Genomic DNA, 26,317 nt, shown 5'->3' with positions numbered 1-26,317 from the left:
ATAACCGGAGGCACCGCACGGACCTACGCGCGAGCCGTGTCATGTCCACGTCAGAACTTGATCGGGAGTACGACGACCAGGATCTGGTAGCCGAGTCCGTCCGGGACCGAGGTGTCCGGCAGTGAGATGCGCTCGATGACGGTCCCGCCGAGCCGTTGGACGATCTGCTCCATCTTCGGCAGCGTGTACGAGTTCGTGGCGATCGTGAGGCGCGCGCCGGATGCCGCGATTCGGCGTATCTCGCTCTCTCCGCGAGGCGTGATGGGCGCGGACCGCAGTGCGATGTCTGTGGCCGTGTCGGGTGGAATGGTGTCGGTCAGCGGGCGAGGTGGTCCGCCGATGACTCCGGGGTCGGTGACGAAATCCTCGAAGCCCTGGTACTGGGTCTCCCCTTCGCCGCCGATGTTCACCTTCCGCCCGAGGCCTGGGTTGATCGGCGTGGCGATGTGGTCGACCAGGTGCCCGCTGGTGTCCCTTGGGCACGTGCTGTGGTCGTGGGGAGATCCTTCATGGGTCAAGGAGACGAACAGGCTGACCACGGTCGGCGGCGGTCTGTTCTCGAACGCCACGAGCTCATTGTCCAGCGCGGCGATCGTCTTCTTGCCGACGATGTTGTCCGGCGTCGTCTGGCCGGGGCCCAGGATGTTGCGCGGTGGCCCTTTGAAGGCCAGTACGGTCCGCGCCGTCGTCTGGCCGTAGAGCATCCCCTCGATCTCGTCAGGAGCGATCACGCCGGCACCCAACGTGACGAGCGCGGCCTGGATCTTGGAGACGTGGTCGCCCCTGGCGCCGGGTGTGACGTGGCCGGCGTCCGACACCAGGCACTTCTGCAGCGCCGCGTCGTCGCGGAAGAGTTTCGACGTAAGAGGCATTGTCCCTCCTTGCCGCAGGCCCCGCCGCGTGGCACATGCGCATCCCCCTGGGGTCGACCGCAATACCGTAGAGGTGCGGTCGGATGCGATCAGCAAAGCACGGGCAAAGACCTCCTGCTAGAGGCACGGCCGGGTATGGACACGAGCCGCCGCCCCACAATGTTCTCACTTGCATGGGCCGCAGGCGGATTTCTCCTCGGCCGTTCACGTAGGGACAAGTCTTGAATTTTGGGAAGCACGGCGCTCCAAGAACCGTCGAGTTGCCTGGACCGAGGTGTTGACCACTTATCTGCTGGTCATGCCTCGGTTCCTAGGCGTGAGCGGAGGCATGGGATTCGAGCCCAGTAGGGCAAGCCGCACTTAGTGATCTCGATGGTCTGGCCGTAACGTGAGACGGCCACCGCTGTGATCATTCAGGTGTGTACGGACTGAATGAGGGGCGGTGGCCGTGCCGCCCAGGGTAGAGGACGAGGTGGATCCGGCGGCGTGGATGGCGGGTTTGAGGAGCTGTTCGCCGAGGTCGGTTCGAGAAGTCCGGCACCCATAGCGTCGGGGTTCAGCGGCAATACACCGGCACCGCCGGGAAGATCATCAACTGTCGGCTCGGGACGTTCTTGAGTTACGCCTCCCGGCGCCGGCACACACATGAGACGACCCCGCAAGCGGCTCAAGTCACGACTACCAAAGGCCGGGCCCCACCAAGGCCAGAACGGACCGACCGGTCTTGTCGCAGCGCTCCCGACGCCGGCTACTCACAAGGTCTCCACCGTTGACCAGCAGCGTCAGGCCTACCTGCTCATCAGGGCTACGACCACACCGACCTGCGGCGCCGGCTGCGCGAACGTGGCATCACGCCGCGCATCGCCCGCCGCGGCATCGAGTCCTCCGACCGGCTCGGCCGGCACCGCTGGGTGGTGGAACGGACGGTGTCATGGCTGAGCGGCTGTCGCCGCCTGCACCGCCGCTACGAACGTAAGGCCGAGCACTTCCTTGGGCTTCGTCGGCATCGCCGCCACTCTCATCTGTCACCGCCGACTCACCAAATGAGATGGCGTCTTAAACACACCCTTAGTTCAAGCCGAGGGTTCCGTCTTTCAGTAGTTGAGTCAGATCGACCGAGGTCAGCTTGACGGTGTTGGGGAACGCGGCCTCGTCGTTGCCGGAGTCGGTGGCAGGACGGTCCGGGGCGGCCCGGAACATTCGCGCGACATGTTTGCGTAGTCGGTTGCGCTTCATGTCGTCCCTTTCTGGTCAGTGCGTCAGTTCGCGGGGCGTGTGCGGGGCTTCGTGAATCTCGCTGAAGCCGCCGTCCGGGCTCATCAGGATCCGTCCGGTCTCGCGGCCGTGAATGGACTCCCTCTGCTCCCGGTAGGTCAGTCCAAGGCAGATCCACCGGGTGAGGGCGTAGGTGAGCGGCGGTCCGGCGAAGACGGCCACCCTGAAGAACCAGGTGACGTCGTACAAAGACAAGTGGAAGTTGCGTGCGATCTGGTCGTTGGCGGCCGCGGCCCACAGCAGTCCATAGAAGGCGATGCCGGCCGCGCCCACCGCAGTACGGGTCGCCGCGTCGCGGGGACGGTCCAGAACGTGGTGGATGCCGCGATCGCCGGTAAGCCGCCGTTCGATCAGGGGATAGGCCGCCAGGAGGGTGAAGAACGCCCCCGGCATCAGGAGCGCGGGCACCAGCACCGCGAGGGTGACCGGGTGACCCGCCACGCTGAGTTCCCAGCCCGGCATGATCCGCACGGCTCCGTCCAGGAAGCCCATGTACCAGCCGGGCACCGCTCCGGCGGTGGTGTCCCCGGGCCGGTACGGGCCGTACTGCCAGATCGGGTTGATCTGCGCGAACGTGCCGATGAGTGCGAGGACCCCGCAGGTTGCCAGCAATAGCGCCACCGCTGAGCCACGCGACGCGCGTCCTGGGAAGGCGTCGCGGAAACGGGTGTGGCCGTGCTTGCGGACGAGCCTGTGGCGGAGGAGGAACAGGCCGGCCAGGACCGATGGGAGCACCAGGATGTGCAGCCAGTAGAGCCGGGGAATGATCTCCTCGCCCGGGAACTCGCCGCCGAAGATCAAGAACGTCAGGCTGGTGCCGACAAGCGGAATCGCCTGGGTCACGCCCTGGAGAAGCCCGAGGCTGCCGCCGGACAACATGTCGTCCGGCAGGATCGTGCCGGTCCAGGCCGTCACCATGCCCAGCACCAGTACGGTCACCCAGATCAGCCAGTTGAGACCGCGTGGGCGGCGGAACGCGCCGGTGAAGAACAGCCTCAGCAGTTGCAGGGCGATCGAGGCGACGAAGATCAGCGCGGCCCAGTGGTGAATCTGCCGCATCAGCAGGCCGCCGCGCACGTCGAGGCTGATGTCGAGCGTCGACGCGTACGCCTCGCTGACCGGCACGCCCCGCAGCGGCCCGTACGAGCCGTCATAGGTGACCTGCGTCATGTCAGGGTCGAAGAACATGGTCAGGAACGCACCCGTGGCGATGAGCACCAGGAACGAGTAAATGGCGAGCTGGGCGAACAAGAACGACCAATGATCGGTCCGTGCCTGCCGTGACCACCGGCCCACCCAGCGGGCTTGTCCCTTCATTGGCCCCACTCCCCGATCTAGTTCTGGTACACATGCGACGTGCCAAGGTCGGCAGCTGTGACACTGAAGGGAGCGAAACTGGCAGATGTGACATACGAGACAGGAAGACCACCCGTGCGCATTCGCAGGAGGGCAGCCTCCGATAGGCGGGTTCGGTTGCGGATCTTGGTGGCCGCCAGCGGTGGTCCAGCCAGGCTCTGCCCTCTTCTCGGTGCGGGCTGGTTCAGCCTCGGCCACATGGCCGCCCACCACCCCGGCCAGTCGGGCAAGGGCCGTCCGGTCCCCACCGCCGAGCAGGTTCGGCGGATCGGTGAACGGATCCGGCGGCTGGGCGGCCGATACATCGAGATCATTGTGATCACCGCCGCGTGGACCGGGATGCGCTGGGGCGAGTTGGCCGGGCTCGCGCGTGGCAACTGTCGTACCGGCGACGGGTACATCCTGATCGACCCCGACGTCGGATCCCTGCATTAGGTCGGCGCCCGGCTCTGGCTCGGACCGCCCAAGAGCCCGGCCGCCGCCCGCCGCATCGATCTGCCGGCCTTCCTGGCCGAACTGCCAGAGGAGGCCATGGCCGGTCATGACCACGACCAGGTCTTCGTCGCTTCCCGAGGAGGATGGCTGCGCCGGTCCCACTTCGCCCGCCGCGTCTGGCGTCCCGCCTGCGACGGAGATCTCGCCCTACGGGGCACGCAACCACCGATCCTGCTCGGCGCGGTCTTCCACGGCCTGCGCCACCACCACAAGACCATCCTGGACGAACTCGGCGTGCCCGAAGTCATCGAACACGAGCGGATGGGGCACAAGATGAAGGGCATCCAGGGTGTCTACAGCCACGTCACCGAAACCATTCGCAGGCGCCTGGTCACCCGGTTGCAACGACGCTGGCATGGCTGACTCCGCACACGCTGAACAGCCCGATGCCGCCGTCCGGGGGCATCGGGCTGTCACGCTTGTTCGGGCGACCGCCGGGATTTGGGGCGTCGCGGCTTGCAGCGAATGCCAAGCCGGTCCGCGCTTGCAGGGGGACGGTCGAGGCAGAAACGGCGCGAGCTGCCGGCCACGGTGCTACTCGTGGTTGCCCATGGCGGCCCGAGAGAGCGGGAGCAGCATGCTCCCGGGTGGGCACTACCCAGGGTCAGGTAGTCCGGGACGGGGGTGGGAGCAGCGTGCTCCCGATTCCGCGTCCAACTGCGTCAAAACGAGAGCCCAGGTCGGCGTTTGCGGCCTGACCTGGGCTTTGTGGTGGGCGATACTGGGATTGAACCAGTGGCCTCTACCGTGTCAAGGTAGCGCTCTCCCACTGAGCTAATCGCCCTTGCGAGGTGGAGACGGGATTTGAACCCGTGTACACGGCTTTGCAGGCCGTTGCCTCGCCTCTCGGCCACTCCACCAGAGCGAGGCCTGACGGGGGCCTCTCAGAGCGGACGACGGGATTCGAACCCGCGACCCTCACCTTGGCAAGGTGATGCTCTACCAACTGAGCCACGTCCGCTTGTCCGTCCGGAGGTCGCCCTCCGGGCTCGCATGGACAACTCTAGCGGAATCCGGGAGTGGTTGCGTACCGAGCGGGCTCCGAGTCGGTGAGCTCCGCGTGGAGGGTGTTCCAGAAGTCGAGTTCCTTGTCCTCTTCGAGGTGGGCGATGCGGCCCCAGAACTCGCGGTCCTCGGCCTCGTGGGCGGCGGCGAGGGAGATGGCGGGCATCAGGGTGGTGCTGGCGTCCGCGGCGTCGAGGTCGGCCGGGGTGACGTCGGCCGGGAGCGCGACGGGGGTGGACGGGCGGTGGTGCTTCCCGCGTTTGCGGACGCGGATCGGCGGAGTCGTCGGGGCCTTCGCGGCGGCGGCGCGGCCGGCGGCGAGCGCGACGGTGCCGCACAGGACGAAGGCGAGGATGCCGCCGAGGACGACCTCCTGGGTGGGGAGATGCTCGGGGGCGGCGGAGTGCTCCTGTTCCTGGGCCTGCGTCGAGGTGACGGGGGAGCCGATCCGGTCGACGGTGGGGGCCGGCGCGGCGTGCTTCGGGGCGTACTTGGCCTCGACCTTGATCTTGGACGGGTAGCCGAAGCCGACGACGTCGTCCATGTCACGGGTCTTGCGCATGAGCTTGTAGCCGTCGGCGTTGCCCTCGATGGTGTGGAGGGTGTGGCCGTCGACCTTCTCGACGATGCCGACGTGGTCGACCTGGTCGATGTCGCCGGAGCCGTTCCAGTCGTAGAAGACGATGGCGCCGGGCTCGGGGTCGTGGCCCCAGGCGTCGTTCTTCTTGAACCACTTGGCGTGCTCGATGGTGGAGGCGAACTGCCCGGCCTGATCGGTGACGTCCGCCTTGTCGGCGGCCCAGGCGAGGAACATGTCGCACCATGGCGCCGTCGAGAAGTACTCGTCGTGGTCGCCGTCGACGTTCTTGCGGTACCACTCGCCGAACTTCGTGTAGCCGTCGCCCTTCTCGGTGTAGCCGAGTTCCTTCTGGGCGATGTCGAGCAGCTTCTTGCCGATCGGGTCCATCTCGCTCCCTGCCGCACCTCGCTCGTTCGGGCAGGGTGACGCCCGACCGGGGGGACGGAACGCGCCAAGGCCCCCAGACCGCGGTCCCAAGGTCACGTTCCGATCTCGACGGAATGTAGCGGAGGTAAACGGGGGGCGGCAAGTCGTTCCGCACAACCGGCCAAAAGGGACTACTAGTAGTAGCCGCGCGGGAGGACGGTGACCGGGCACGGCGCGGCCCGCAGGACCTTGAGGGCGACCTCGCCGACGAAGACGCGGTGGGCCGCGGCGTCCTCGCTGGACGCGCAGACGAGCAACTCCCCGTCGAGCCAGTCCACGTCGTCCAGGGCGTCGGCGACGTCGTCGCCCTCGGCGAGGTCGGCGGAGACGTCCTCGGAGAGCAGGTCGGCGGAGTCCAGGGCGAGGCGGATGGCGAGGGCCAGGTCGTCGCGCAGCCGCTCGGCGTTCACGTCCCCGATGGCCAGCGTGACCAGGCGAAGCGGCACCTCCAGGCGGTCGGCGGCCTGGGCGGCCCGGATGACCGCCTCGTCGCACTGGGGCCGCCGGACGTACATGACCGTGATGCGGGCCAGGTCGTCCGGCGGGGTGTAGCCGGACGGGGCGAGCATCACGGCCTCCGTCGCCGAGTGCAGCAGGTGGTCGGCGGCGGCGCCGACCCCGATGCGGCCGCGGGCGCCGCCGTCGGGGGAGCCGACGACGATCAGGTCGGCGCCGATCCGGCTGGCGAGCACGGTCAGCCCCCTGCCGACGCTGCGACCCTCCTGGACGAGCAGGTCCGCGGGCTGCCCGTCCAGGACGTCCGGTAACTGGTCCAGGACCGCGCGCGCCTCGCCGGCCGCGGCCGGGAGGTCCGGCGGGTGGACGGTCGCCACGCTCAGCCGGCCGCCGGTCAGCAGGACGATCCCGCGCGCGAGGTCGAGCGCCTCCCGGCCGCCCGCGTCCGGAACGTAACCCGCGAGCACGTGTTCACCGATCATGTCCTGAGCATTCCCCGGAAGGCCCCCGGCAGACCAGGGGAGTTATGCGGTAGTTTTTCCTGGTTGTCAATGTTTGGGGGGATTTTCATGGGGGCCGAGGTGTCCGAGCTCGAAGCCGGCCGCTGGACCATCGACCCGGTCCACTCCGAGATCACCTTCACGATCCGGCACCTCATGACGACGGTGCGCGGCTCGTTCCCCGACTTCGGGGGCGAGGTGGTGATCGCGGAAGACCCGCTCGACTCGACCGCCCGCGCGGAGATCCGGATGGGCTCGATCGACACCCGCAGCCCCGAGCGGGACGAGCACGTCCGCTCCGCCGACTTCCTGGACGTCCGGCGGCACCCGGTCATGATGTTCGCCGGCACCGGATTGGAACGTGCCACCGTGGGCCGCCGCGCCCGCGCGCCCCGCTACCACCTGGTCGGCGACCTGACGATCAAGAACGTGACCCGCCCCGTCCGGCTGCTGACCGAGTTCCACGGCGTGGACTCCGACCCGTGGGGCGGCGTCCGCGCGGGCTTCACCGCGACCGCGTCCATCAGCCGCCGCGACTTCGGCATCGAGTTCAACGTCCCGCTGCAGGGCGACCGGGTCATGCTCGGCGACGAGATCGCGATCTCCCTGGAGATCCAGGCCCTCCGGGCCGGCACCGACGCCCGCGCCTGAGCCCCCTCAGGCCCCCGGGCGGGTGAGGGCCAGGAGGTCGCGGGCGGGGCCGGCGGGCCGCTGGCCGGACGGCCAGACCGCGCGCAACGGCCGGGAGAGGTCCAGTTCGGGGACGGGGACGCGGATCAGCCGACCGGCGGCGAGTTCGTCAGCGACGGCGAGGTCGCTCACCACGACCGGGCCGGCGCCCGAGACGGCCGCCGCCTTGAGCGCGGTGGTGGACGCGAGCTGGAGCAGCGGCGGCGCCGTCCCCCCGTGCGCGGCGAGCGCCCGGTCGAGGACCTCGCGCGTCCCCGAGCCCTCCTCGCGCAGGACGAGCGGCGTGGCCGCCAGTTCGGCCGCGGAGACCCCGGAACGCCGCCGCGCCCAGGCATGGCCGGGGCCGACCACGACCACGAGCCGGTCCGCGGCGACCACCGTGCCGTTCAGGCCCGGCGGCGTTCGCACGCCCTCGACGAACCCCAGGTCCGCGCTGCCGCCGTGGACCTGCTCCGCGACCACGGTCGAGTTGGCGGTGCGCAGCGTCACCGCCACGCCGGGACGGACGGTCTTGAGCGTCACCAGCCACCCCGGCATCAGGTACTCGGCGACCGTCAGGCTCGCCACGACGCGCAGTCTCCCGTCCCGCTGCTCTCGCAGCGCTTCGACGCCCGCGCCGAGCGCCTCCGCCGCCGTGACCACCTGCCGGGCCCACTCGGCGACCAGCGCGCCCGCTTCGGTGGGGCGGGAGCCGCGCGGCGACCGTTCGAGCAGCGCCACGCCGATCTGCCGCTCCATCGAGCGGATCCGGGCGCTGGCGGCGGGCTGGGTCACGCCGAGCTCGGCCGCGGCGCGCCCGACGCTGCCCAGCCGGACGACGGCGAGCAGCAGTTCGAGGGCGGCCAGATCGGGGACGCGGTGCGAAACGGCCATGACGCCGATCCTACGGCGCCCATAAGGGTGCCTTATGACCTCATAGAGTCATGACCTCTACTGATGGCTCGTGCGAGAGCGGAGCCTGGGTCCCATGAGCCTCCCCTCCGCGAACGGCGCCCCGCTGAGCGCGCTCGACCGCCCGGCCGACGTGTTCCGCCACCTCGGACCCAACTGGTACGCGGCCGTCATGGGCACGTCCATCGTCGCGAACGGCGCGAGCGCGCTGCCGGTGGACGTGCCGGCGCTGCACGGCTTCGCCGTCGCCGTGTGGGCGCTCTCGCTCGTGATGCTCGCGACGCTCGTTGCGGCGCGGGCCGTCCACCTCACCCGGCACCGGGATGTGGCGCGGTTCCAACTCCTGGAGAATCCCGCGACCGCCGTGTTCTACGGCTGCCCGCCCATGGCGCTGCTCGCCGTCGGCTACGGGACGCTCGTGCTCGGCCCCGGCGTGATCGGGACCGGGGCGGCGGTCGTGCTGGACGCCGTCCTCTGGACCGTTGGAACGATCTACGCCGTGGCCGCCGCCGCCGGCGTGCCCTACCTGATGATCACCAGGCACCGGCTCGAACCGGGGTCCGCGGACCCGACCTGGCTGCTGCCCGTCGTCGCGCCCATGGTCGCCGCCGCGCTCGGGCCCGCGCTCGTGCCGCACCTGCCCGCGGGGCAGGCCCGCGCCACGCTGCTGTACGGCTGCTACGGCATGTTCGGCGCGAGCCTGCTCGCCACGCTCGTCCTGCTTCCCGGGATCTGGACGCGGCTCGCCGGCGGCCGGCCGTCGCCGGTCGCCCTCACCCCGACGCTCTTCCTCGTGCTGGGGCCGCTCGGGCAGTCCACGACGGCCGTCGTCCAGATCGCGGAGGCGGCGGGGCGGGCCGCCCCCGGCTACGCGGCGGCGATGCGCGCCTTCGCCGTCCTCTACGGCACGCCGGTCATGGGTTTCGCGATGCTCTGGCTCGCCCTGGCGGGGACGGCGAACGTGCGGGCGCTGCGCGGCGGCATGCCGTTCGCGATGACATGGTGGGCCTTCACCTTCCCCGTCGGGACCTGCGTGACCGGCGCGTCCGGCCTGTCCAGGATGACCGGCGTGGACGCACTGGCCGACCTTGCCGTGATCCTCTACCTCCTCCTCGTCGTGGCCTGGGCCGTCGCCGGGTTCCGGACGCTCCGGGGCGCGCTGAGCGGCCACCTCTTCCTGCCGGCCGCCCCGGCCGTCGCCCGGCCCTGAGCGCCAGGAATACCCGCCCGTCCGGCACGGTTCGGTAGGATGGTTGAAAGTTCTACTATTTGGAGGACGGCATGCAGTTCGGGATCTTCACGGTCGGCGACGTCACCCCCGACCCGACGACCGGGCGCGTCCCGTCCGAGGCCGAGCGGATCAAGGCCATGGTCGCGATCGCGGACAAGGCCGAGGAGGTGGGGCTGGACGTCTTCGCGACCGGCGAGCACCACAACCCGCCGTTCGTGCCGTCCTCCCCGACGACGATGCTCGGCTACATCGCGGCCCGCACCGAGCGGCTGATCCTGTCCACCGCGACGACCCTGATCACCACCAACGACCCGGTGAAGATCGCCGAGGACTTCGCGATGCTCCAGCACCTCGCCGGCGGCCGGGTCGACCTGATGATGGGACGCGGCAACACCGGCCCCGTCTACCCGTGGTTCGGCAAGGACATCCGCGACGGGATCCCGCTCGCCATCGAGAACTACCACCTGCTCCACCGGCTCTGGCGCGAGGACGTCGTCGACTGGGAGGGCAAGTTCCGCACGCCGCTGCAGTCCTTCACCTCGACGCCCCGTCCGCTGGACGGCGTCCCGCCGTTCGTGTGGCACGGCTCGATCCGCAGCCCGGAGATCGCCGAGCAGGCCGCCTACTACGGCGACGGCTTCTTCGCCAACCACATCTTCTGGCCCAAGGAGCACTTCCAGCAGCTCATCGGCCTGTACCGGCAGCGCTTCGAGCACTACGGCCACGGCTCCGCCGACCAGGCGATCGTCGGCCTCGGCGGGCAGGTCTTCATGCGCCGGAACTCGCAGGACGCCGTCCGCGAGTTCCGCCCGTACTTCGACAACGCCCCCGTGTACGGGCACGGGCCGTCTCTGGAGGAGTTCACCGCGGAGACGCCCCTCACGGTCGGCAGCCCGCAGCAGGTGATCGAGAAGACGCTGACGTTCCGCGACCACTTCGGCGACTACCAGCGCCAGCTGTTCCTGATGGACCACGCCGGCCTGCCGCTGAAGACCGTCCTGGAGCAGATCGACATGCTGGGGGAGGAGGTCGTCCCCGTGCTGCGCAAGGAGTTCGAGTCGCTGCGCCCGGCGCACGTCCCCGCCACCGCGCCGACCCACGGCTCCCGTCTCACCGAGGAGGTGCGATGACCACCCTCGCCGTCGTCTCAGCGGGCCTCGGGCAGCCGTCGTCCACCCGCCTCCTGGCCGACCGGCTCGCCGCGGCGACGTCGGACGCCCTCGCGGCGGACGTCGCCGTCGAGGCGATCGAACTGCGCGACCACGCCCACGCCATGGTCGACGCGGCCCTGACCGGGTTCCCGTCCGGGACGTTCCGCTCCGCCGTCGAGACGGTGACGAACGCCGACGGCCTCATCGCCGTGACGCCCGTGTTCAACGCCTCCTACAGCGGCCTGTTCAAGACCTTCTTCGACGTCCTGGAGCGCGGTTCCCTGGACGGCGTCCCGGTGCTTCTGGGCGCGACCGGCGGTACCGCCCGGCACTCGCTGGCCATCGACCACGCCATGCGCCCGCTGTTCGCCTACCTGCGCGCGGCCGTCGTCCCGACCGGCGTCTACGCGGCGTCGGAGGACTGGGGGAGCGGCGACCGTGCCCTGCCCGACCGGATCACCCGGGCCGGCACGGAACTGGCCGCCCTCATGACCGCCCGCCCGGCTCCGCCGAAGGACGACCCGTTCGGCGACCCCGTCCCCTTCGAGGAGCTTCTCAGCGGTCGATGATTCTTAAGGCTTGGCTTATATAAGTCATTCCTGTAGCTTGGCCTTCGTGCACGCATTCGATGTGCTGGGCGACCCGGTCCGCCGCCGGATCCTGGAGATGCTCGCTGACGGCGAGCGCTCCTCCGGCGAGGTGACGGCGGTCATCCGCGAGGAGTTCGGGATCTCGCAGCCCGCCGTGTCGCAGCATCTGAAGGTGCTCCGGGACAGCGGGTTCGCGGTCGTGCGGGCGGAGGGGACGCGCCGGCTCTACGCCGTCGACTCGGCGCCCCTGCAGGAGGTCGACGCGTGGCTCGACCGCTTCCGCCGCTTCTGGACGCCGCATCTGGACGCGCTGGCGACCGAGATCGCCCGCGGCAAGCGCGCACGCCGCCAGACGGAGAGCGACCCAGGGAGCGAGTCATGGTCGAAGTGACGGGACAGATCAACGCCGTCCGCCGCACGGTCGGCGAACGCGTGCTGGAGGCCGGCACCGCACGGACCTGCACGGTCAGCCAGGTCTACGACACCGGTGTCGAGGACCTGTGGGACGCCGTCACCACCCCCGAGCGCATCGCCCGCTGGTTCCTGCCCGTCTCCGGCGACCTGCGGCTCGGCGGCCGGTACCAGCTGGAGGGCAACGCAGGCGGGACGATCGAGCGCTGCGACCCGCCCAAGAGCTTCTCCGCCACCTGGGAGTACGGCGGCCAGACCAGCTGGATCGAGGTGCGGCTGACCCCCGAGGAGGACGGCCGGGCCCGGTTCGAGCTGGAGCACATCGCCCACGTCGACGACCGATGGGGCGAGTTCGGCCCCGGCGCCGTCGGCATCGGCTGGGACATGGGGCTCCTCGGCCTCAGCCTGCACCTGGCGTCCGGCGGGAGCGCCCCGGACGAGGTCGGCGCCGACTGGCCCGTGACCGACGAGGGCAAGGAGTTCAGCCGGCAGAGCGGCGAGGCGTGGTTCGAGGCGCACGTCGCCGCGGGCGCCGACGAGGCGGCCGCGCGCGCGGCCGCGGACCGCACCATCGCCGCCTATACCGGGGCGGCCGAATGAGCCGCGGCCTCCTCGCCTGACCGCGATGGCGGCGTCGTCCGCCATCGCGGTCAGGCGCGCCCACGGACACGCCTCGCGCGGCGCCTTCCCGGCCCGGCAGGCCCCGGACGGGACAATGGCCGGGTGGACGTCCGGGTCGGCGTCCGCGTCGAGGGGGTCGTGCAGGGCGTCGGGTTCCGGCCGTTCGTGCACGGCCTCGCGACCGGTCTCGGGCTGTCCGGGCTGGTCGGAAACGACGCGGGCGGCGTGTTCATCGAGGTCGAGGGCGCACCCGACGCGGTCGGGCGGTTCCTGGACGGCCTGCGCGCGCGCCCGCCCCGGCTGGCGGTCGTCGAGCGCGTCACCACACGTGAACTGCACGCGGACGGACGCGACGGGTTCGCCATCGTCGGCAGCGACGGGTCGGGGGAGCGCCGGGCGCTCGTGTCGTGGGACTCGGCGACCTGCGACGACTGCCTCCGAGAGATGCGCGATCCGGCCGACCGGCGCCACGGATACCCGTTCATCAACTGCACGAACTGCGGGCCGCGCTTCACGATCGTCACGGACGTCCCCTACGACCGTCCCAACACGACCATGGCGGGCTTCGCGATGTGCGGGCCATGCGCCGCCGAGTACGAGGACCCGACCGACCGCCGCTTCCACGCCCAGCCGGCGTGCTGCCCCGCCTGCGGCCCGTCCCTGACCCTGCGCCCGCACGCCGCCGCCGACCCGCTGGACGCCGCGCGGTCGATGCTCGCGGACGGCGCCGTCCTCGCCGTCAAGGGCCTGGGCGGCTACCACCTGGCGGCGCGGGCGGACGGCGCCGCGGTCGCCGCGCTGCGTTCCCGCAAGCACCGCGAGGACAAGCCCTTCGCGGTGATGGTCCGCGACCTGGCCGCGGCCCGGGCCTTGTGCGTCCTCTCCGAAGCAGAAGAGGCGCTCCTCGCCGGGCCTCGGCGCCCGATCGTCCTGGCCCGCCGCCGCCCGGACGCGGTGCTCGCCGACGCGGTCGCGCCGGGGAACCGGGCGGTCGGCCTCATGCTGCCCTACACGCCGCTGCACCACCTCCTCGTCACCGAACCGATCGTCATGACCAGCGGAAACGTCTCGGACGAGCCGATCACCCACCGCGACGACGACGCTCTGGAACGGCTGTCCGGCATCGCCGACGCCTTTCTCATGCACGACCGGCCCATCCACACACGCACCGACGACTCGGTGCTGCGGGTCTTCCGCGGCACGCCGCTCCCGGTCCGCCGGTCGCGCGGGTACACGCCGGAGCCGATCCCCGTCGCCGAAGGCCCGTCCGTGCTGGCCTGCGGCGCGGAACTGAAGAACACGTTCTGCCTGACCCGCGGCGGCCGGGCGTTCCTCTCCCACCACATCGGCGACCTGGAGAACTACGCGACCCTCCGCGCCTTCGAGGAGGGCATCGAGCACTTCCGGCGGTTGTTCGACATCACCCCCGAACTCCTCGCCCACGACCCGCACCCCGAGTACCTGTCGACCAAGTACGCACTCGACCAGGACCTGCCCGCCGTCGCCGTCCAGCACCACCACGCGCACATCGCGTCCTGCCTCGCCGACAACGGGGTGGACGGGCCGGTGATCGGCGTCGCGTTCGACGGCACCGGATACGGGACGGACGGGACGCTCTGGGGCGGCGAGTTCCTGGTCGCCGACCTGCGGGGCTTCGAGCGTGCGGGGCACCTGGAGCCGGTCCCGATGCCGGGCGGCACCGCCGCGATCCGCGAGCCCTGGCGCATGGCGGCCGCCTACGGCGTGCCGGACGATCTGCCGGTGGCCCGCCGCCCCGGCTGGTCCACCGTCGCGGACATGGCCCGTCGCCGGGTCAACGCCCCGCTCACGTCCAGCATGGGCCGCCTGTTCGACGCGGTCGCCGCCGTCCTCGGCGTCCGGGACCGGATCAACTACGAGGGCCAGGCCGCCGTCGAACTGGAGCAACAGGCCGACCCCGCCGAGCTCTCCGCGTATTCGGTGTCCCTCAGCGGAACGTCCGCCTTCACGGCCGCGGGCGGCGACCTGATCGAGGCGGTGGTGGCCGACATGAAGGCGGCCGTCCCCGTCCCGGTGATCGCCGCGCGGTTCCACAACGGCGTCGCGGCGCTGATCGTCGACGCGGCGTCCCGCGTCCGCGCGGGCACCGGGCTCGGCGCGGTCGCGCTCTCCGGCGGAGTGTTCCAGAACATGCTCCTGCTGGAACGCGCTGTGTCAGGCCTCACGGAGGCGGGTTTCGAGGTGCTGACGCACCACCGGGTCCCGCCCAACGACGGAGGCGTCAGCCTCGGCCAAGCCGCCGTGGCGATCGCCCAGGAGCGACCGTGAACCCACCGGGCGGCACCGGTACGCTCGAAGGCAACATGTCCGATCATGTGCTGACCATCGGAGAGCTGGCGCGCCGTGCCGGCGTCGCCGCCTCGGCCCTCCGGTACTGGGAAGAACTCGGCCTGCTTCCCGCGCCCGCCAGGATCTCCGGTCAGCGGCGCTATCCCGAATCGGCGGTCGCGCTGGTCGGCGTCATCCTGATCCTGCGCGACGCCGGGTTCTCGCTCACCGAGCAGAAGGCCCTCCTGCCCCTTCCCGGCGCGGGGCTGGACGAGTGGCGCCGGCTCGCGCGGCGCAAGCAGGCCGAACTGGACGAGCAGATCGCCAGAGCACAGGCGGCCCGTGACGCCATCGAGCACGCCCTGAAGTGCCCCCACGAGGATCTCCGGGACTGCCCCAACTTCTCCGGTCTCGTCGCCGCCCGCCTGTCCGGCCAGTCGCTCCAAGAGGCCCACCGGCACTGAAGCCGCCGGTGCGGGGCCGCCCCGTCAGAGGCCGCCCCGTCAGAGGCCGCCCCGTCAGAGGCCGCCCCGTCAGAGGCTGCCCTGTCAGAGGCTGCCCTGTCAGAGGCTGCCCTGTCAGAGGCTGCCCTGTCAGAGGCTGCCCTGTCAGAGGCTGCCCTGTCAGAGGCTGCCCTGTCAGAGGCTGCCCAGGACGCGGGTCACGGTGATCTCGATGACCACGCGGTCGGGGTTGGGGCGCGGGGGCTTGTACCGGGCGGTGTAGCGGTTCTCCGCGTCGGCCACCGAGGCGGCGTCGGTCTTGAGGGTGGCGCGGCCCTCGATGGTCGACCAGCGGCGGCCGTCCACCTGGGTGACGGCGACGGGCAGGCCGGCCTCGCCGGCCTGGCGGACATGGCGGGCCTTCGCCGAGCCGGCCGAGGTGATCACGCGGACGGTGCCGCCGTCCAGGGTGGCCCCGACCGGGACGGCATGAGGGGTTCCGTCCGGACGGAGCGTGACCAGGGTGCACAGGTGGCGTTCCTGCCAGAACGCGATGAGGCGCTCGTCGGCCGCGTCGAGCCGGTGTCTCCGCTTTCCGTTCACCCAAGGATCCTAGGAGGTCACGTTCGCGGCAGGTCTTCCGGTCTGGCGGAGTATGCCCGGCATATGATTAGTTAGCGGAAGCAACTATTCGACGGGGGAGGGTCGGCGTGCCGTCCAAGCACTATCCGTGGGTCGCGCTCAGCAACACGACGCTGGGCATGCTGCTGGCCACGGTCAACTCCTCGATCGTGATCATCTCGCTGCCGGCGATCTTCCGCGGCATCCACCTAAACCCGCTGGAACCGGGCAACGTCAGCTACCTGCTGTGGATCCTGATGGGCTACATGCTCGTGTCCGCGGTGCTGGTGGTGACGCTCGGGCGGCTCGGCGACATGTTCGGGCGCGTCCGGATGTACAACGCCGGGTTCGCGGTGTTCACGGTCGGAACGCTCGTCCTCGCGCTGGACCCGCTGCACGGGAGCGCCGGGGCGATCTGGCTCATCGGCTGGCGGGTGTTCCAGGGGATCGGGGGCGCCATGCTGATGGCGAACTCGGCCGCGATCCTCACCGACGCGTTCCCGGCGCACCGGCGCGGCATGGCGATGGGCGTCAACCAGGTCGCCGGGATCGCCGGGACGTTCATCGGCCTGGTGGCCGGCGGGCTGCTGAGCGAGATCAACTGGCGGCTGGTGTTCTTCGCGTCCGCGCCCATCGGGATCATCGGCACCGTCTGGGCGTACCGCAGCCTGGTCGAGACCGCGACGAAGGCGGTCGCCGCGAAGATCGACTGGCTCGGCAACGTGACCTTCGCCGTCGGGCTGACCGCGCTCCTCGCCGCGATCACCTACGGCATCCAGCCCTACGGCGGGCACGACATGGGCTGGACGAACCCGTGGGTGCTGACCGGCATCGCGGGCGGTGTCGCGGTCCTCGTGCTGTTCAGCTGGATCGAGACCAGGGCGCCGCAGCCGATGTTCAACCTCGCGCTGTTCCGCATCCGGGCGTTCACGGCGGGCAACGCGGCCGGGCTGCTCGCCGCGATCTCGCGCGGCGGGATGCAGTTCATGCTGATCATCTGGCTCCAGGGCATCTGGCTGCCGCTGCACGGCTACGACTACGAGGACACACCGCTGTGGGCGGGCATCTACCTGCTGCCGCTCACGGCCGGGTTCCTGGTGGCCGGGCCGATCTCCGGGCACCTGTCCGACCGGCACGGGGCGCGCGCCTTCGCCTCCGGCGGGCTGGTCCTGTCGGCGCTGGCGTTCGCCGGCCTGCTGGTCATCCCGACCGACTTCGGGTACTGGACGTTCGCGTTGCTGATCTTCCTCAACGGGATCGGCTCGGGATTGTTCGCCGCCCCGAACACCACCGCGATCATGAACGCCGTCCCGGCGGACCAGCGCGGGGTGGCGTCCGGCATGCGCGCCACGTTCATGAACGCCGGCATGGTGCTGTCGATCGGCGTGTTCTTCTCGCTGATGATCGCGGGGCTGTCCGACACGCTGCCGAAGACGCTGACGCAGGGGCTGGCCGAGCACGGCGTCCCGGCGGGTCCGGCGGCCGAGGTGGGGAACCTGCCGCCGGTCGGCACGCTGTTCGCCGCGTTCCTCGGCTACAACCCGATCCGGAACCTGCTCGCGCCGTTCCACGTGCTGGGCGGGCTCGCGCCGGACGACGTGGCGACGCTCACCGGCCGCTCGTACTTCCCGCACCTGATCTCCGAGCCGTTCCATCACGGGCTCGTCATCGTGTTCAGCATGGCGATCGCGATGTCGCTGGTGGCCGCGCTCGTGTCGCTGCTGCGAGGACGCCGCTACGTGCACGAGGAGGACGTCCGGGACGAACCCGCGCTGCAGGGCGCGGGCCGCGACACCGCCTGATCCTGCCCCGTTCGAAGCCCCCGGCCCACCCCGCCCGGCCGGGGGCTTTTCCACGCCGGCTATTGACACTGTTCCGCAAACGTTTTCATAATCCTCGGCATGAGCGCGGACCGTACGGGCGCGGGCGGCGCCCCCGCCGGCGGGCGGCGGGACGCCGACGGCCCGCGGGCCTCGATCCGGGCCGTGGCGAACCTCGCCGGAGTGTCGCCCTCCACGGTCTCGCGAGCGCTGAACTCCCCTGAGCTCGTCAACGCCGAGACCCGGCGGCGCGTGCTCGAATGCGCCGAGCGGCTGGGCTACCAGCCGAACCGCGCGGCGCAGTCGCTGGTCCTCGGGCGGACCCGCAACGTCGGGCTGATCGTCCCCGACATCGCCAACCCGTTCTACGCGCCGTTCATCAAGGGAGTGGAGGCGTACTTCAGGGACACCGAGTTCGCCGTCTTCCTCGCCGACACCGACGAGGACACGGCGACGGAGATCAGGCTGGCCGAGGCCATGATCGAGCGGGTGGACGGACTGATCCTGTGCGCCCCCCGCATGTCCGGGACGCGGCTGAGCGCCGTCGCGGCCAGGACGACCGTGGTCCTCGCCAACCGGACCAGCCGGAACGCGCCGTCGGTCCTGCTGGACTTCCAGCCCGGCATGGACCAGGCGGTCGCGCACGTCCACGCGCTCGGCCACCGCCGGTGCGCCTACCTGGCCGGACCGCCCAACTCGTGGTCGAACCGGCAGCGGCGCAGGCTGCTCGGCGCCGCCTGCGCGGAACGCGGCATCGAACTGGTGGACCTCGGCCCGTACGAGCCGCGGTTCACCGGCGGGTACCGGGCCGCGGACGAGGTGCTCGCCGCGGGCGTGTCCGCGGCGTTCGGCTACAACGACCTGGTCGCGCTCGGGGTGCTGTCCCGGCTCACCGCGCGCGGCGTCCCGGTGCCCGGCGAGCCCGGGTCGCCCGGCGGGCTCAGCATCGTCGGGTTCGACGACGTCCCGATGGCGTCGATGACCAATCCACCCCTCACCACGGTCGCCAACCCCGTCAACGCGCTGTCCAGGGCGGCTGCCGCCGCCATGCACACCATGCTCGACCCCGGGGCGTCGAAGGCGCCTCCTCCGCCGCCGGCCTCCGCGCTGGCGACCCGACTCCTCATCCGAGGCACCACCGGGCCGGTGTGATCCGGCCCTGCCCGTGGGACCGCACGTCCTGCCAGGAGGACCCACCCCATGAGAACCTCCCGATCCGCCCTCCTCACGATCACGACCGCCGCCGGCCTGCTGCTGGCCGCCTGCGGGGCGCCCGACTCGGGCGGGAAGTCCGCCTCCGAGCCGGCCGTGGCGGACGTCAAGCTGCCGTCCAAGCCCGTCACCCTGAACATCATCGACGTCGCCGGCAACCTCCAGCTCACGCAGCAGATCTTCGAGAACTACCAGAAGGAGCACCCGAAGCTCGTCAGCAAGGTCACCTACACCAAGGCGACCGCGCCCGAGCTGGCCGGCAAGGTCAAGGCGCAGCAGGACGCCGGGCGCCTCGACATCGACCTCGTGCTGACCGGCACGGACGGCCTGTCCGCAGGCCTTGAGCAGAACCTGTGGGTCGACCTGGCCGGCAAGTACTCCGCGAAGCTGCCGGACCTGAAGTCGCAGTATCTGGAGCCGGCGTCCAAGATGCAGGACCTCGCACAGGGCAAGGGCGTCGTCGTGACCTACTACCCGTCGGGCCCGCTGCTGGAGTACAACCCGAAGAAGGTCACCGACCCGCCCAAGACGGCCGAGGCGCTGCTGGCGTGGGCGAAAGCACATCCGAAGAAGCTGGAGTACGCGCGCCCGTCCAACTCCGGGCCCGGGCGCACGTGGCTGATGGGCCTGCCCTACATCCTCAAGGACTCCGACCCCAAGGACCCGAACAACGGCTGGGCCAAGACCTGGAAGTACCTCAAGGACCTCGACCAGTACGTCGAGTACTACCCGACCGGCACCACGCAGACGATGAAGGAGCTGGGCGAGGGGACCCGCGACATCATCCTCAGCACCACCGGCTGGGACATCAACCCGCGCGTGCTCGGCCAGGTGCCGAAGGACGTCAAGATCCAGCCCTTGGACGGCTTCACCTGGGTCACCGACGCGCACTACATGGTCGTCCCGAAAGGCGTGTCGGGGGAGAAGCTCGCCGTCCTGCTCGACCTGATGAAGTACGCGCTCCAGCCGAAGCAGCAGGCGATCACCTACGACAAGGGCTACTTCTACCCGGGCCCGGCCGTGAAGGGCGTGACCCTCGACATGGCGCCCGCGGAGAGTCAGCAGGCGATCAAGGAGTACGGGCGCCCCGAGTACGACTCGCTCATCGCGGGCAACCCGAAGGCGCCGCCGCTGGACGCCAAGGCCCTCGTCGCCGCGTTCGACCGCTGGGACCGCGAGATCGGCGGCCAGAAGGTCAAGAAGTCATGACGGTGGAGACCGTGCCGGAAAGGGACTCGCGCGCGGCGTTCGGGCATCTGCGGCTGGAGGGCGTGACCCGCCGGTTCGGCAGGGCGACGGCGCTGAGCGGTTTCGACCTGCGGATCGAGGGCGGCGAGTTCATCGCGCTGCTCGGGCCGTCCGGATGCGGCAAGTCGACCGCGCTGAACTGCCTGGCCGGCCTGCTGCCGCTGTCGGACGGCGCGATCTGGCTGGACGAGGAGCGCATCGACACGCTGCCGCCGGAGCGGCGCGACTTCGGGATGGTGTTCCAGAACTACGCGCTGTTCCCGCATCTCTCCGTCCGCAAGAACGTCGCGTTCGGGCTGTCGGTCCGGCGCGTCGGGAAGGCGGAGACGGCCCGCCGGGTGGACGAGGCGCTGCGCACGGTCGAGCTGACCGAGCACGCGGACAAGCTGCCCGGCCAGCTGTCCGGCGGCCAGCAGCAGCGGGTGGCGATCGCCCGCGCGATCGTGCTGCGGCCGAAGCTGGTGCTGATGGACGAGCCGCTGTCCAACCTGGACGCCAAGCTCCGCGTCCAGATGCGCACGGAGATCCGCCGCATCCACCAGACGCTCGGCCTGACCACCGTGTACGTGACGCACGACCAGGAGGAGGCGCTCGCGCTCGCCGACCGGGTCGTGGTGCTCCGGTCCGGGCGGATCGAGCAGATCGGCACCCCCGAGGAGGTCTACACCTACCCGGCGAGCACCTACATCGCCGGGTTCATGGGCTACCGGAACCTGCTGGAACTGCCCGTCGTCTCGGCGGGCGACGGGACGGCGACGCTCGGCGAGCTGGACGGGCCGCACCTGACCGGGGTGAGCCGGCAGCCGGTCGGCGGGGCGCGGGCGGTCGCTGCCGTCCGGCCCGAGGACTTCCACGTCGCGGGGCCGCCGGACGCGGCGCAGGGGGAGAACCTCCTGACGGTCCGCGTGGAGGTATCGGAGTTCCACGGGCGCGAGGTCGCCGCCGAGGGCGTCACCGACGACGGCCGCGTCGTCCACTTTCGGTCCCCGGAGCGGATCGCGCCGGGGGAGCGGGTGGCGCTGACCGTCCAGCCGGAGCGAGTGCTCGTCTTCGATGAGAGCGTGCGGGACGCGGCCGAGGCGCTCGACGCGTCCACCACCGAGACGCTCGGCGGGACGGGGGCGCGAGATGGCGGTTGAGGCTCCCGCACGTCCCGAGGCGCCGGCGCCCCGGCGCGGGGGCCTGCGGCACCGGCTCGCCGAACGCGGCGTGGACCGGGTGCTGCTCCTGCTGCTTCCCGCCGTCCTCGTCGTCGGCCTGCTGTTCCTCTACCCGATGATGTACGGGGTCGGGCTGTCGCTCCAGCCGAAGAACGGCGGCGGACCCTTCGCCAACTATGCCGACTTCTTCCGCGACTCCTACCAGCGCGACACCGTGTGGAAGACGCTGAAACTCGCGCTGCCCGCCTCTCTGATCAACGTGGGCGCGTCGGTGCCGATCGCCTACCGGCTGCGGGGCAGGTTCCGGGGGCGCCGGCTGCTGACGGCGCTGCTCGTCCTGCCGGTGACGCTCGGCACGGTCCTCGTCGCGGACGGGCTGCTGCGCTACCTCGGCCCCAAGGGCTGGTTCAACCGGGTCCTGCTCGACCTCCACCTCGTGGACGAGCCCGTCCGGCTGATCTACAACTACTGGGGCGTGCTGTTCTCCCTGCTCATCACCGGGTTCCCGTTCGCGTTCCTGCTGGTGCTGGCCTACATGTCCGGGATCGACCCGACGCTGGAGCGGGCCGCCGCCACGCTCGGCGCCGGGCCCTGGCAGCGGATGCGGCGGGTCATCCTGCCGCTCCTGGCACCGGGCCTGGCCACCACGTTCGTGCTGGCGTTCGTGCTGGCGTTCTCGGTGTTCCCGTCCGCGAACCTCGTCGGCGAACCGGCCGGGGAGACGCGGGTGATGGCGATCGCCGCCTACCAGGCGGCGTTCGAGAAGTACGACTACTCGATGGCCTCGACCATCGCCGTGCTGATGGGCGTGTTCGAGCTGCTCGTCATCTCGGTCACGCTGCTGCTGCGCGGCCGCCTCTACACCGGCCCGGCGATGGGAGGTAAGGGATCATGACCGCCGTGTCCCGCCCGCGGGGCCTGTCGAGAAGGGGTCTGCCGAAGGGTCGGCTGAGCGGCTGGCTCGTCTGGGCCTTCGTCGCGTTCTTCCTGGTCAACCTCGCCGCGCTGATCCTGTCCGTGGTCGTCAACTCGTTCGGGACGAAGTGGTTCGCCGGGTGGCTGCCGCAGGGCTTCACCAGCGCCTGGTACTCCGACGCGTGGGACGAGTTCGCGCTCGGCGACGTCCTGACCGTCACGCTGGAGATCACGCTCATCGTCGTCGCGCTGTCGCTGCTGATCGGCGTCCCCGCCGGGTACGCGCTGGCGCGGCGCGACTTCCCCGGCAAGCGGATCGTGATGTTCCTGCTGCTCCTGCCGGTGCTGCTGCCGCCGATCACCTACGGCATCCCGCTCGCGACCGTCCTGTACAAGGTGCATCTCGCCGGGACGATGACGGGTGTCGTGCTGGCGAACCTCGTCCCGGCGCTGCCGTTCGTCGTCCTCGTGATGACGCCGTTCGTGGAGCAGATCGACACGAACGTGGAGTCCGCGGCGCGGATGTGCGGGGCCCGCACCCGGCAGGTGTTCACGCGGGTGCTGGTGCCGCTGCTGCTGCCCGGCATCCTCGCCGCCGGAATCCTGGTGCTGGTCCGGACCGTCGCCATGTTCGAGCTGACGTTCCTGGTGGCGGACGCCGACAGCCAGACCCTGATCGTCGCGCTGTACAGCGCCGCGTTCACGCCTGGGATCCGCGCCGCCCAGGCCATCGACGCGATGGCGGTGATCTACATGGCGCTGTCCGCGGTGCTGCTGGTCATCGCCCTGATGTTCGTCAACCCGACGCAGATCGTCGCCCAGGTGAGGGAGGCCCCGGCCGAATGAGCGCTGTCCAGTTCGACTACACGGGGGAGCGGGTGCTGGTCACCGGCGCCGCCGGGCTGATCGGCCGCGCGCTGGTGCGGAGCTTCGCCGACGCGGGCGCCGCCGTGCTCGCCGTGGACGTGGACGCCGTCGGGCTCAAGGTCTACGGCGACGATCCGCGGGTGACGACGATGCCCGGCGACCTGGCCCGCGAGGACGTCGCCGACGCCGTCTTCGAGAGGCTCCGGGAGGACGGCGGCCTGGACGTGCTCGTCAACAACGCCGCGATGACCGAACTGCGCACCCCGTTCATCGACATCGACGCCGGCGTCTGGGACGCGGTGATCGCCGCCAACCTCCGCTCGGCGTACCTGCTGTCGGTGCGGGCCGTCCGGTACTGGCGGGACGCCGGACGGGGCGGCGCGATCGTCAGCATGTCGTCGCCGGGCGGGTCCCGCGCGCACGAGAACCAGAGCGCCTACGACGTGACCAAGGCGGGCATCGAGGCGCTCAGCCGGGCGATCGCCGTGGAACTCGGCGGGCTCGGCATCCGCGCGAACTGCATCGCGCCCGCCAGCGTCGTCGGGGAGATCCGGTCGGCGACCGACATCCCGTCCGGCCGCACGACCTCGCCGGAGGAGGTCGCGGACGCGGCGCTGTTCCTGGCGTCTCCGTCGGCGGCGCAGCTCAACGGGCACGTCCTGCGCGTGGACGGTGGGCTGCACGCGCGGCTGCGGACCGACCCGTCCCAGGAACAGCAGCGCGATCAGGACTAGGGCGAGGCGGGCCCCGGGCAGGGGCCGGGCGACGCCGGCGGTTTCGTGGAGGCCGTCGGCGTCGGCGTGCGGCCAGGCGGCAGGGCGGGCCCGGTCCGGCGCAGGTTGTGCCGTTTCATCACGGACTGGAGGTCGGGGGTGCCGCCCCGCCCGGTGGCGTCGGCGAGAGCCGGGCATGCCCAGGCGTCCTGGCGGCCCCACGAGTAGCTGATGTCGAACGCCGGCCGCGGCACGAGCCGGTCCCAGCGACGGAGGATGGACCGCAGCTGGGCCTCGTCCGGCAGCCGCCAGTTCCGCTCGCCGTCGTTGCAGGACTGGCCGAACGTCTGGAACACCGGGACGATCATGCCGCGGGGGAAGCCGGCGCGGGCGGCCTGCCCGACCATGGTGTCGATCGCGTCGAGGTCGCAGCCCTCGCCGTCCGTCCGGCACGGGTAGGGGTCCAGGCCGATGAGGTCGAGGTGGGTGGCCGACGGCTTGAGCGGACGCATCGGCCAGTCGGTCAGCGACGCGAACGCCTTCTGGCCGGGTGCGTACCGGTGGACGATGTCGGCGCGTCGGCGGATCTCGTCGACGATTCCCGGGCACTCGTCCGGGTTCGGCTCGTCGGACAGGTACCAGCCGTAGACGCGATCGTTCCCGGCGAACCGCTTCACGGTGTCCGCGAAGGCGGACGCGCTCCCTTGCTGGAAGTCGCCGCAGGTCGTGTTGCCGACCCAGAGCAGCGCCCGCCCGCCTTTGGGCAGGGACGCGATGTCGTCCGCGTCGGGGTCGACGTCGAACAGGTCGTAGCCGAGCGAGGCCGCCTTGGCGCGGTCGCCGGCCGGCATGTTCAGCGCGAGATGTAACGTGCCGCTCGCGGTCTCGTGGGCCATGGGACGGGCGAAGGCGTCCCCGGGCGAGGGGGCGATCAGGTACCCGAGGGCGGCTCCGCCGAGGGCGGCCACCGCGGCCACTGCTGCCAGTCGCGTCTTCATCGGCTCTCCCGGCGTCGCTGGTGTCCCCAGCGTCGCATGGACGGAGCGTGATCACGCCGATACGCCGAAGACCGGCCGCCCGCAATGGCGGGGGCGGCCGGTCCGGAACGCGGAGCGGAAGGGTCAGACCCGCCAGGACTGGACGAGCGCGTCCAGCGTCGCCTGGTCGTAGACGATCCCCTGCGAGGTCAGTTCCGCGGCGACCATCTCGCCGTCGCCGTGGTGCTTGGCGAGCAGCCGGTACACCGCGTACGGGAACCAGTGGTTGTCGCTGATCCGCTGGATCTCGGTCTCGTCGCAGCTGTAGCCCTCGGCCCTGACCTCGGCGAGCGTCCCGGCGACGTCCCCGTGGCGCCGTTCGAGGATGTCGATGACGATCGAGCGCAGGTTCTCCGGGTTGGGGACCGCCGGCGCGGGCTCCTCGATGGTGGAGCCGTAGGAGCTGCGTCCGTTGAGGCTGCCGCGCGTGGCGGCGCTGACGACGGCCAGTTCCGGTTCCGGCTCGGGCGCCGGGGCCGGAGCGGGAGTCGGTGCCGGCGCCTCGGGCGCCCGGGCGGCGGCAGGAGCCGCGGCCTGGGTGGACGCACCGGAGGCGGGCTCACCGGCGGTGTCGGCCTTGGCCTCGGCCCCGGCCGAAGCGGCGGCCGGGGCGCCGGACTCGATCGCCTTGCCGGAGTACCCGGGGACCTGGATCTGCGGGAAGGGGCCCGTGTTCCGCAGCGGCATCAGCGTGATCTGGTTCAGCGTGACCGGCCCGGCGATGGCACGCGTCTGCGGCTCGGGCTGCTTCGGCTCGTCCTCCTCCCTGTCCGACACGTACCTGTGCAGTGTGCGCAGCAGGACGAACAGGCCGAGCATCGACACTATCGGCGGGACGGCGGCCGTCGCCTGGTAGGAGAACGTCTTGTGGCCGACGTGCCCGACGTTGAAGATGAGGCTGGCGGTCCAGCCCGCGAGGGCGATGGTCAGCGGCAGGCAGAAGTCGAGCCAGCTCAGCAGGGCCCGGCGGCGCAGGACGAAGGCGTCGACGGCCAGCAGGAAGAGGCCGAGCTCTCCGACGATGATGAACAGGTCGACCAGCAGGGGGAACGACTCGGCCTTCCAGCCCCGCAGGCCGTGTTCCAGTGCCCAGTGGTAGAGCCCGGCATAGGACTGGGCGAAGCCACCGGCGGTGGCGGTCAGGACCGCGGCCGCCATGAAGGCGATGGCCCCCCACCGTGTGATGACCTGTGCCCGGTTGGCAGCGCTCATGCGGCGTGTGCTCCCAGATTTCCTTACTCAACCAAAAGTTATCGCTGGGAGACTATCCATTCCTTTGGCGTTTCGTGGGGGATTCGCATCACGTCTCGGTCGCATTCCCGGCGATTCGGGATGAGATGCCGCACGGACGCGCACCCGGGCGCCAATTGTCGTAATTGCCGCAATAGTCCACTTTTGGCCACGGTGGTCCGGTGCGGGGCAAC

Annotated in this window: 26 protein-coding genes, 3 tRNA genes and 2 pseudogenes; 19 read left to right on the top strand and 12 right to left on the bottom strand. The window is 70.8% G+C overall.

What is annotated here, in order from left to right; genetic code table 11:
• Nucleotides 1–50 precede the first annotated feature (50 nt).
• A complete protein-coding gene (locus tag ACQPZP_RS27240) occupies nucleotides 51–872 on the bottom strand; it encodes a hypothetical protein (protein WP_433472564.1) in 822 nt (273 codons plus the stop codon).
• Between the two features lie 524 nt (nucleotides 873–1,396).
• On the opposite strand from ACQPZP_RS27240, the pseudogene ACQPZP_RS27235 reads away from it, so the two are divergent.
• Nucleotides 1,397–1,513 (top strand): annotated as a pseudogene (locus ACQPZP_RS27235) (transposase); the annotation flags it as partial.
• 147 nt (nucleotides 1,514–1,660) lie between these two features.
• Nucleotides 1,661–1,919, top strand: a pseudogene (locus ACQPZP_RS27230) (transposase); the annotation flags it as partial.
• Nucleotides 1,920–1,940: 21 nt separating this feature from the next.
• Here ACQPZP_RS27230 and ACQPZP_RS27225 read toward each other — a convergent pair.
• Nucleotides 1,941–2,108, bottom strand: coding sequence for a hypothetical protein (locus ACQPZP_RS27225; RefSeq protein ID WP_433472563.1), 168 nt, complete (start codon nucleotides 2,106–2,108; stop codon nucleotides 1,941–1,943).
• Between the two features lie 15 nt (nucleotides 2,109–2,123).
• Nucleotides 2,124–3,464, bottom strand: a complete 1,341-nt coding sequence (qcrB, locus tag ACQPZP_RS27220; protein ID WP_433472562.1) for a cytochrome bc1 complex cytochrome b subunit — start codon at nucleotides 3,462–3,464, stop codon at nucleotides 2,124–2,126.
• A gap of 237 nt (nucleotides 3,465–3,701) precedes the next feature.
• Here qcrB and ACQPZP_RS27215 point away from each other — a divergent pair, with 237 nt between their 5' ends.
• A complete protein-coding gene (locus tag ACQPZP_RS27215; RefSeq protein WP_433472561.1) occupies nucleotides 3,702–3,938 on the top strand; it encodes a hypothetical protein in 237 nt (78 codons plus the stop codon).
• Nucleotides 3,939–4,034: 96 nt separating this feature from the next.
• Nucleotides 4,035–4,361, top strand: a complete 327-nt coding sequence (locus ACQPZP_RS27210) for a hypothetical protein (RefSeq protein WP_433472560.1) — start codon at nucleotides 4,035–4,037, stop codon at nucleotides 4,359–4,361.
• A gap of 346 nt (nucleotides 4,362–4,707) precedes the next feature.
• On the opposite strand, the gene ACQPZP_RS27205 is transcribed toward ACQPZP_RS27210, so the two are convergent.
• The 5 genes from ACQPZP_RS27205 to ACQPZP_RS27185 form a co-directional block, all read right to left on the bottom strand.
• A tRNA-Val gene (locus ACQPZP_RS27205) sits at nucleotides 4,708–4,782 on the bottom strand.
• 5 nt (nucleotides 4,783–4,787) lie between these two features.
• A tRNA-Cys gene (locus ACQPZP_RS27200) sits at nucleotides 4,788–4,858 on the bottom strand.
• A gap of 28 nt (nucleotides 4,859–4,886) precedes the next feature.
• A tRNA-Gly gene (locus ACQPZP_RS27195) sits at nucleotides 4,887–4,959 on the bottom strand.
• A 42-nt stretch (nucleotides 4,960–5,001) separates the two neighbouring features.
• Nucleotides 5,002–5,970: a CHAP domain-containing protein gene (locus ACQPZP_RS27190; RefSeq protein ID WP_433472559.1), complete on the bottom strand. Its 969-nt coding sequence runs from the start codon at nucleotides 5,968–5,970 to the stop codon at nucleotides 5,002–5,004.
• 173 nt (nucleotides 5,971–6,143) lie between these two features.
• A complete protein-coding gene (locus ACQPZP_RS27185; protein WP_433472558.1) occupies nucleotides 6,144–6,947 on the bottom strand; it encodes a universal stress protein in 804 nt (267 codons plus the stop codon).
• A gap of 99 nt (nucleotides 6,948–7,046) precedes the next feature.
• Between ACQPZP_RS27185 and ACQPZP_RS27180 the strand changes: the two genes are divergently transcribed.
• Entirely contained in the window at nucleotides 7,047–7,616 is a 570-nt protein-coding gene (locus ACQPZP_RS27180; protein WP_433472557.1) for a YceI family protein, read from the top strand.
• 6 nt (nucleotides 7,617–7,622) lie between these two features.
• Here the strand turns inward: ACQPZP_RS27180 and ACQPZP_RS27175 are convergent, their stop codons facing one another.
• Nucleotides 7,623–8,528: a LysR family transcriptional regulator gene (locus ACQPZP_RS27175; protein ID WP_433472556.1), complete on the bottom strand. Its 906-nt coding sequence runs from the start codon at nucleotides 8,526–8,528 to the stop codon at nucleotides 7,623–7,625.
• Between the two features lie 94 nt (nucleotides 8,529–8,622).
• Between ACQPZP_RS27175 and ACQPZP_RS27170 the strand changes: the two genes are divergently transcribed.
• The 7 genes from ACQPZP_RS27170 (at nucleotide 8,623) to ACQPZP_RS27140 (ending at nucleotide 15,321) form a co-directional block, all read left to right on the top strand.
• Nucleotides 8,623–9,756 carry a TDT family transporter gene (locus tag ACQPZP_RS27170; protein WP_433472555.1) on the top strand — a complete coding sequence of 378 codons (1,134 nt, stop codon included), beginning with the start codon at nucleotides 8,623–8,625 and terminating at the stop codon, nucleotides 9,754–9,756.
• A gap of 71 nt (nucleotides 9,757–9,827) precedes the next feature.
• On the top strand, nucleotides 9,828–10,907 hold the full coding sequence (locus ACQPZP_RS27165; protein WP_433472554.1) for an LLM class flavin-dependent oxidoreductase: 1,080 nt from the start codon (nucleotides 9,828–9,830) through the stop codon (nucleotides 10,905–10,907).
• Entirely contained in the window at nucleotides 10,904–11,497 is a 594-nt protein-coding gene (locus ACQPZP_RS27160; RefSeq protein ID WP_433472553.1) for an FMN reductase, read from the top strand. The genes ACQPZP_RS27165 and ACQPZP_RS27160 overlap by 4 nt, the downstream gene beginning before the upstream one ends.
• 46 nt (nucleotides 11,498–11,543) lie before the next feature.
• Complete coding sequence (locus ACQPZP_RS27155) at nucleotides 11,544–11,909, top strand: ArsR/SmtB family transcription factor (protein WP_433462162.1); 366 nt, start codon at nucleotides 11,544–11,546, stop codon at nucleotides 11,907–11,909.
• The gene (locus ACQPZP_RS27150; RefSeq protein ID WP_433472552.1) at nucleotides 11,897–12,529 is read left to right on the top strand and encodes an SRPBCC family protein; all 633 of its coding nucleotides are present in this window, start codon (nucleotides 11,897–11,899) and stop codon (nucleotides 12,527–12,529) included. The genes ACQPZP_RS27155 and ACQPZP_RS27150 overlap by 13 nt, the downstream gene beginning before the upstream one ends.
• A gap of 123 nt (nucleotides 12,530–12,652) precedes the next feature.
• Nucleotides 12,653–14,857, top strand: a complete 2,205-nt coding sequence (gene hypF, locus ACQPZP_RS27145) for a carbamoyltransferase HypF (protein ID WP_433472551.1) — start codon at nucleotides 12,653–12,655, stop codon at nucleotides 14,855–14,857.
• Nucleotides 14,854–15,321: a MerR family transcriptional regulator gene (locus ACQPZP_RS27140; RefSeq protein ID WP_433472550.1), complete on the top strand. Its 468-nt coding sequence runs from the start codon at nucleotides 14,854–14,856 to the stop codon at nucleotides 15,319–15,321. Before hypF ends, ACQPZP_RS27140 begins: the two co-directional genes overlap by 4 nt.
• Before the next feature lie 174 nt (nucleotides 15,322–15,495).
• Here the strand turns inward: ACQPZP_RS27140 and ACQPZP_RS27135 are convergent, their stop codons facing one another.
• Nucleotides 15,496–15,903, bottom strand: a complete 408-nt coding sequence (locus ACQPZP_RS27135; protein WP_433472549.1) for a PPOX class F420-dependent oxidoreductase — start codon at nucleotides 15,901–15,903, stop codon at nucleotides 15,496–15,498.
• Between the two features lie 107 nt (nucleotides 15,904–16,010).
• Between ACQPZP_RS27135 and ACQPZP_RS27130 the strand changes: the two genes are divergently transcribed.
• The 7 genes from ACQPZP_RS27130 to ACQPZP_RS27100 all read left to right on the top strand — a co-directional run bounded on the left by ACQPZP_RS27130 (nucleotide 16,011) and on the right by ACQPZP_RS27100 (nucleotide 23,877).
• Nucleotides 16,011–17,723, top strand: coding sequence for an MFS transporter (locus ACQPZP_RS27130; RefSeq protein WP_433472548.1), 1,713 nt, complete (start codon nucleotides 16,011–16,013; stop codon nucleotides 17,721–17,723).
• A 99-nt stretch (nucleotides 17,724–17,822) separates the two neighbouring features.
• Nucleotides 17,823–18,893 carry a LacI family DNA-binding transcriptional regulator gene (locus ACQPZP_RS27125; protein WP_433472547.1) on the top strand — a complete coding sequence of 357 codons (1,071 nt, stop codon included), beginning with the start codon at nucleotides 17,823–17,825 and terminating at the stop codon, nucleotides 18,891–18,893.
• A 48-nt stretch (nucleotides 18,894–18,941) separates the two neighbouring features.
• A complete protein-coding gene (locus ACQPZP_RS27120; protein WP_433472546.1) occupies nucleotides 18,942–20,162 on the top strand; it encodes an extracellular solute-binding protein in 1,221 nt (406 codons plus the stop codon).
• Nucleotides 20,159–21,340 (top strand): ABC transporter ATP-binding protein, encoded by a 1,182-nt coding sequence (locus tag ACQPZP_RS27115; RefSeq protein WP_433472545.1) that lies wholly within the window; start codon nucleotides 20,159–20,161, stop codon nucleotides 21,338–21,340. The genes ACQPZP_RS27120 and ACQPZP_RS27115 overlap by 4 nt, the downstream gene beginning before the upstream one ends.
• Entirely contained in the window at nucleotides 21,330–22,256 is a 927-nt protein-coding gene (locus ACQPZP_RS27110) for an ABC transporter permease (RefSeq protein WP_433472544.1), read from the top strand. Before ACQPZP_RS27115 ends, ACQPZP_RS27110 begins: the two co-directional genes overlap by 11 nt.
• Entirely contained in the window at nucleotides 22,253–23,122 is an 870-nt protein-coding gene (locus tag ACQPZP_RS27105; protein ID WP_433472543.1) for an ABC transporter permease, read from the top strand. Before ACQPZP_RS27110 ends, ACQPZP_RS27105 begins: the two co-directional genes overlap by 4 nt.
• Complete coding sequence (locus ACQPZP_RS27100; RefSeq protein ID WP_433472542.1) at nucleotides 23,119–23,877, top strand: SDR family NAD(P)-dependent oxidoreductase; 759 nt, start codon at nucleotides 23,119–23,121, stop codon at nucleotides 23,875–23,877. The genes ACQPZP_RS27105 and ACQPZP_RS27100 overlap by 4 nt, the downstream gene beginning before the upstream one ends.
• On the opposite strand, the gene ACQPZP_RS27095 is transcribed toward ACQPZP_RS27100, so the two are convergent.
• A complete protein-coding gene (locus ACQPZP_RS27095) occupies nucleotides 23,874–24,854 on the bottom strand; it encodes a hypothetical protein (protein ID WP_433472541.1) in 981 nt (326 codons plus the stop codon). The genes ACQPZP_RS27100 and ACQPZP_RS27095 overlap by 4 nt on opposite strands.
• Nucleotides 24,855–24,977: 123 nt before the next feature.
• Complete coding sequence (locus ACQPZP_RS27090) at nucleotides 24,978–26,105, bottom strand: DUF2637 domain-containing protein (RefSeq protein ID WP_433472540.1); 1,128 nt, start codon at nucleotides 26,103–26,105, stop codon at nucleotides 24,978–24,980.
• Nucleotides 26,106–26,317: the final 212 nt, after the last annotated feature.

The sequence above is a fragment of the Spirillospora sp. CA-142024 genome (genome assembly GCF_050942325.1).
Classification (GTDB): Bacteria; Actinomycetota; Actinomycetes; order Streptosporangiales; family Streptosporangiaceae; genus Spirillospora.
Note: the sequence above shows the minus strand (reverse complement) of the source record. Positions and strands in the feature narration are given on the sequence as shown.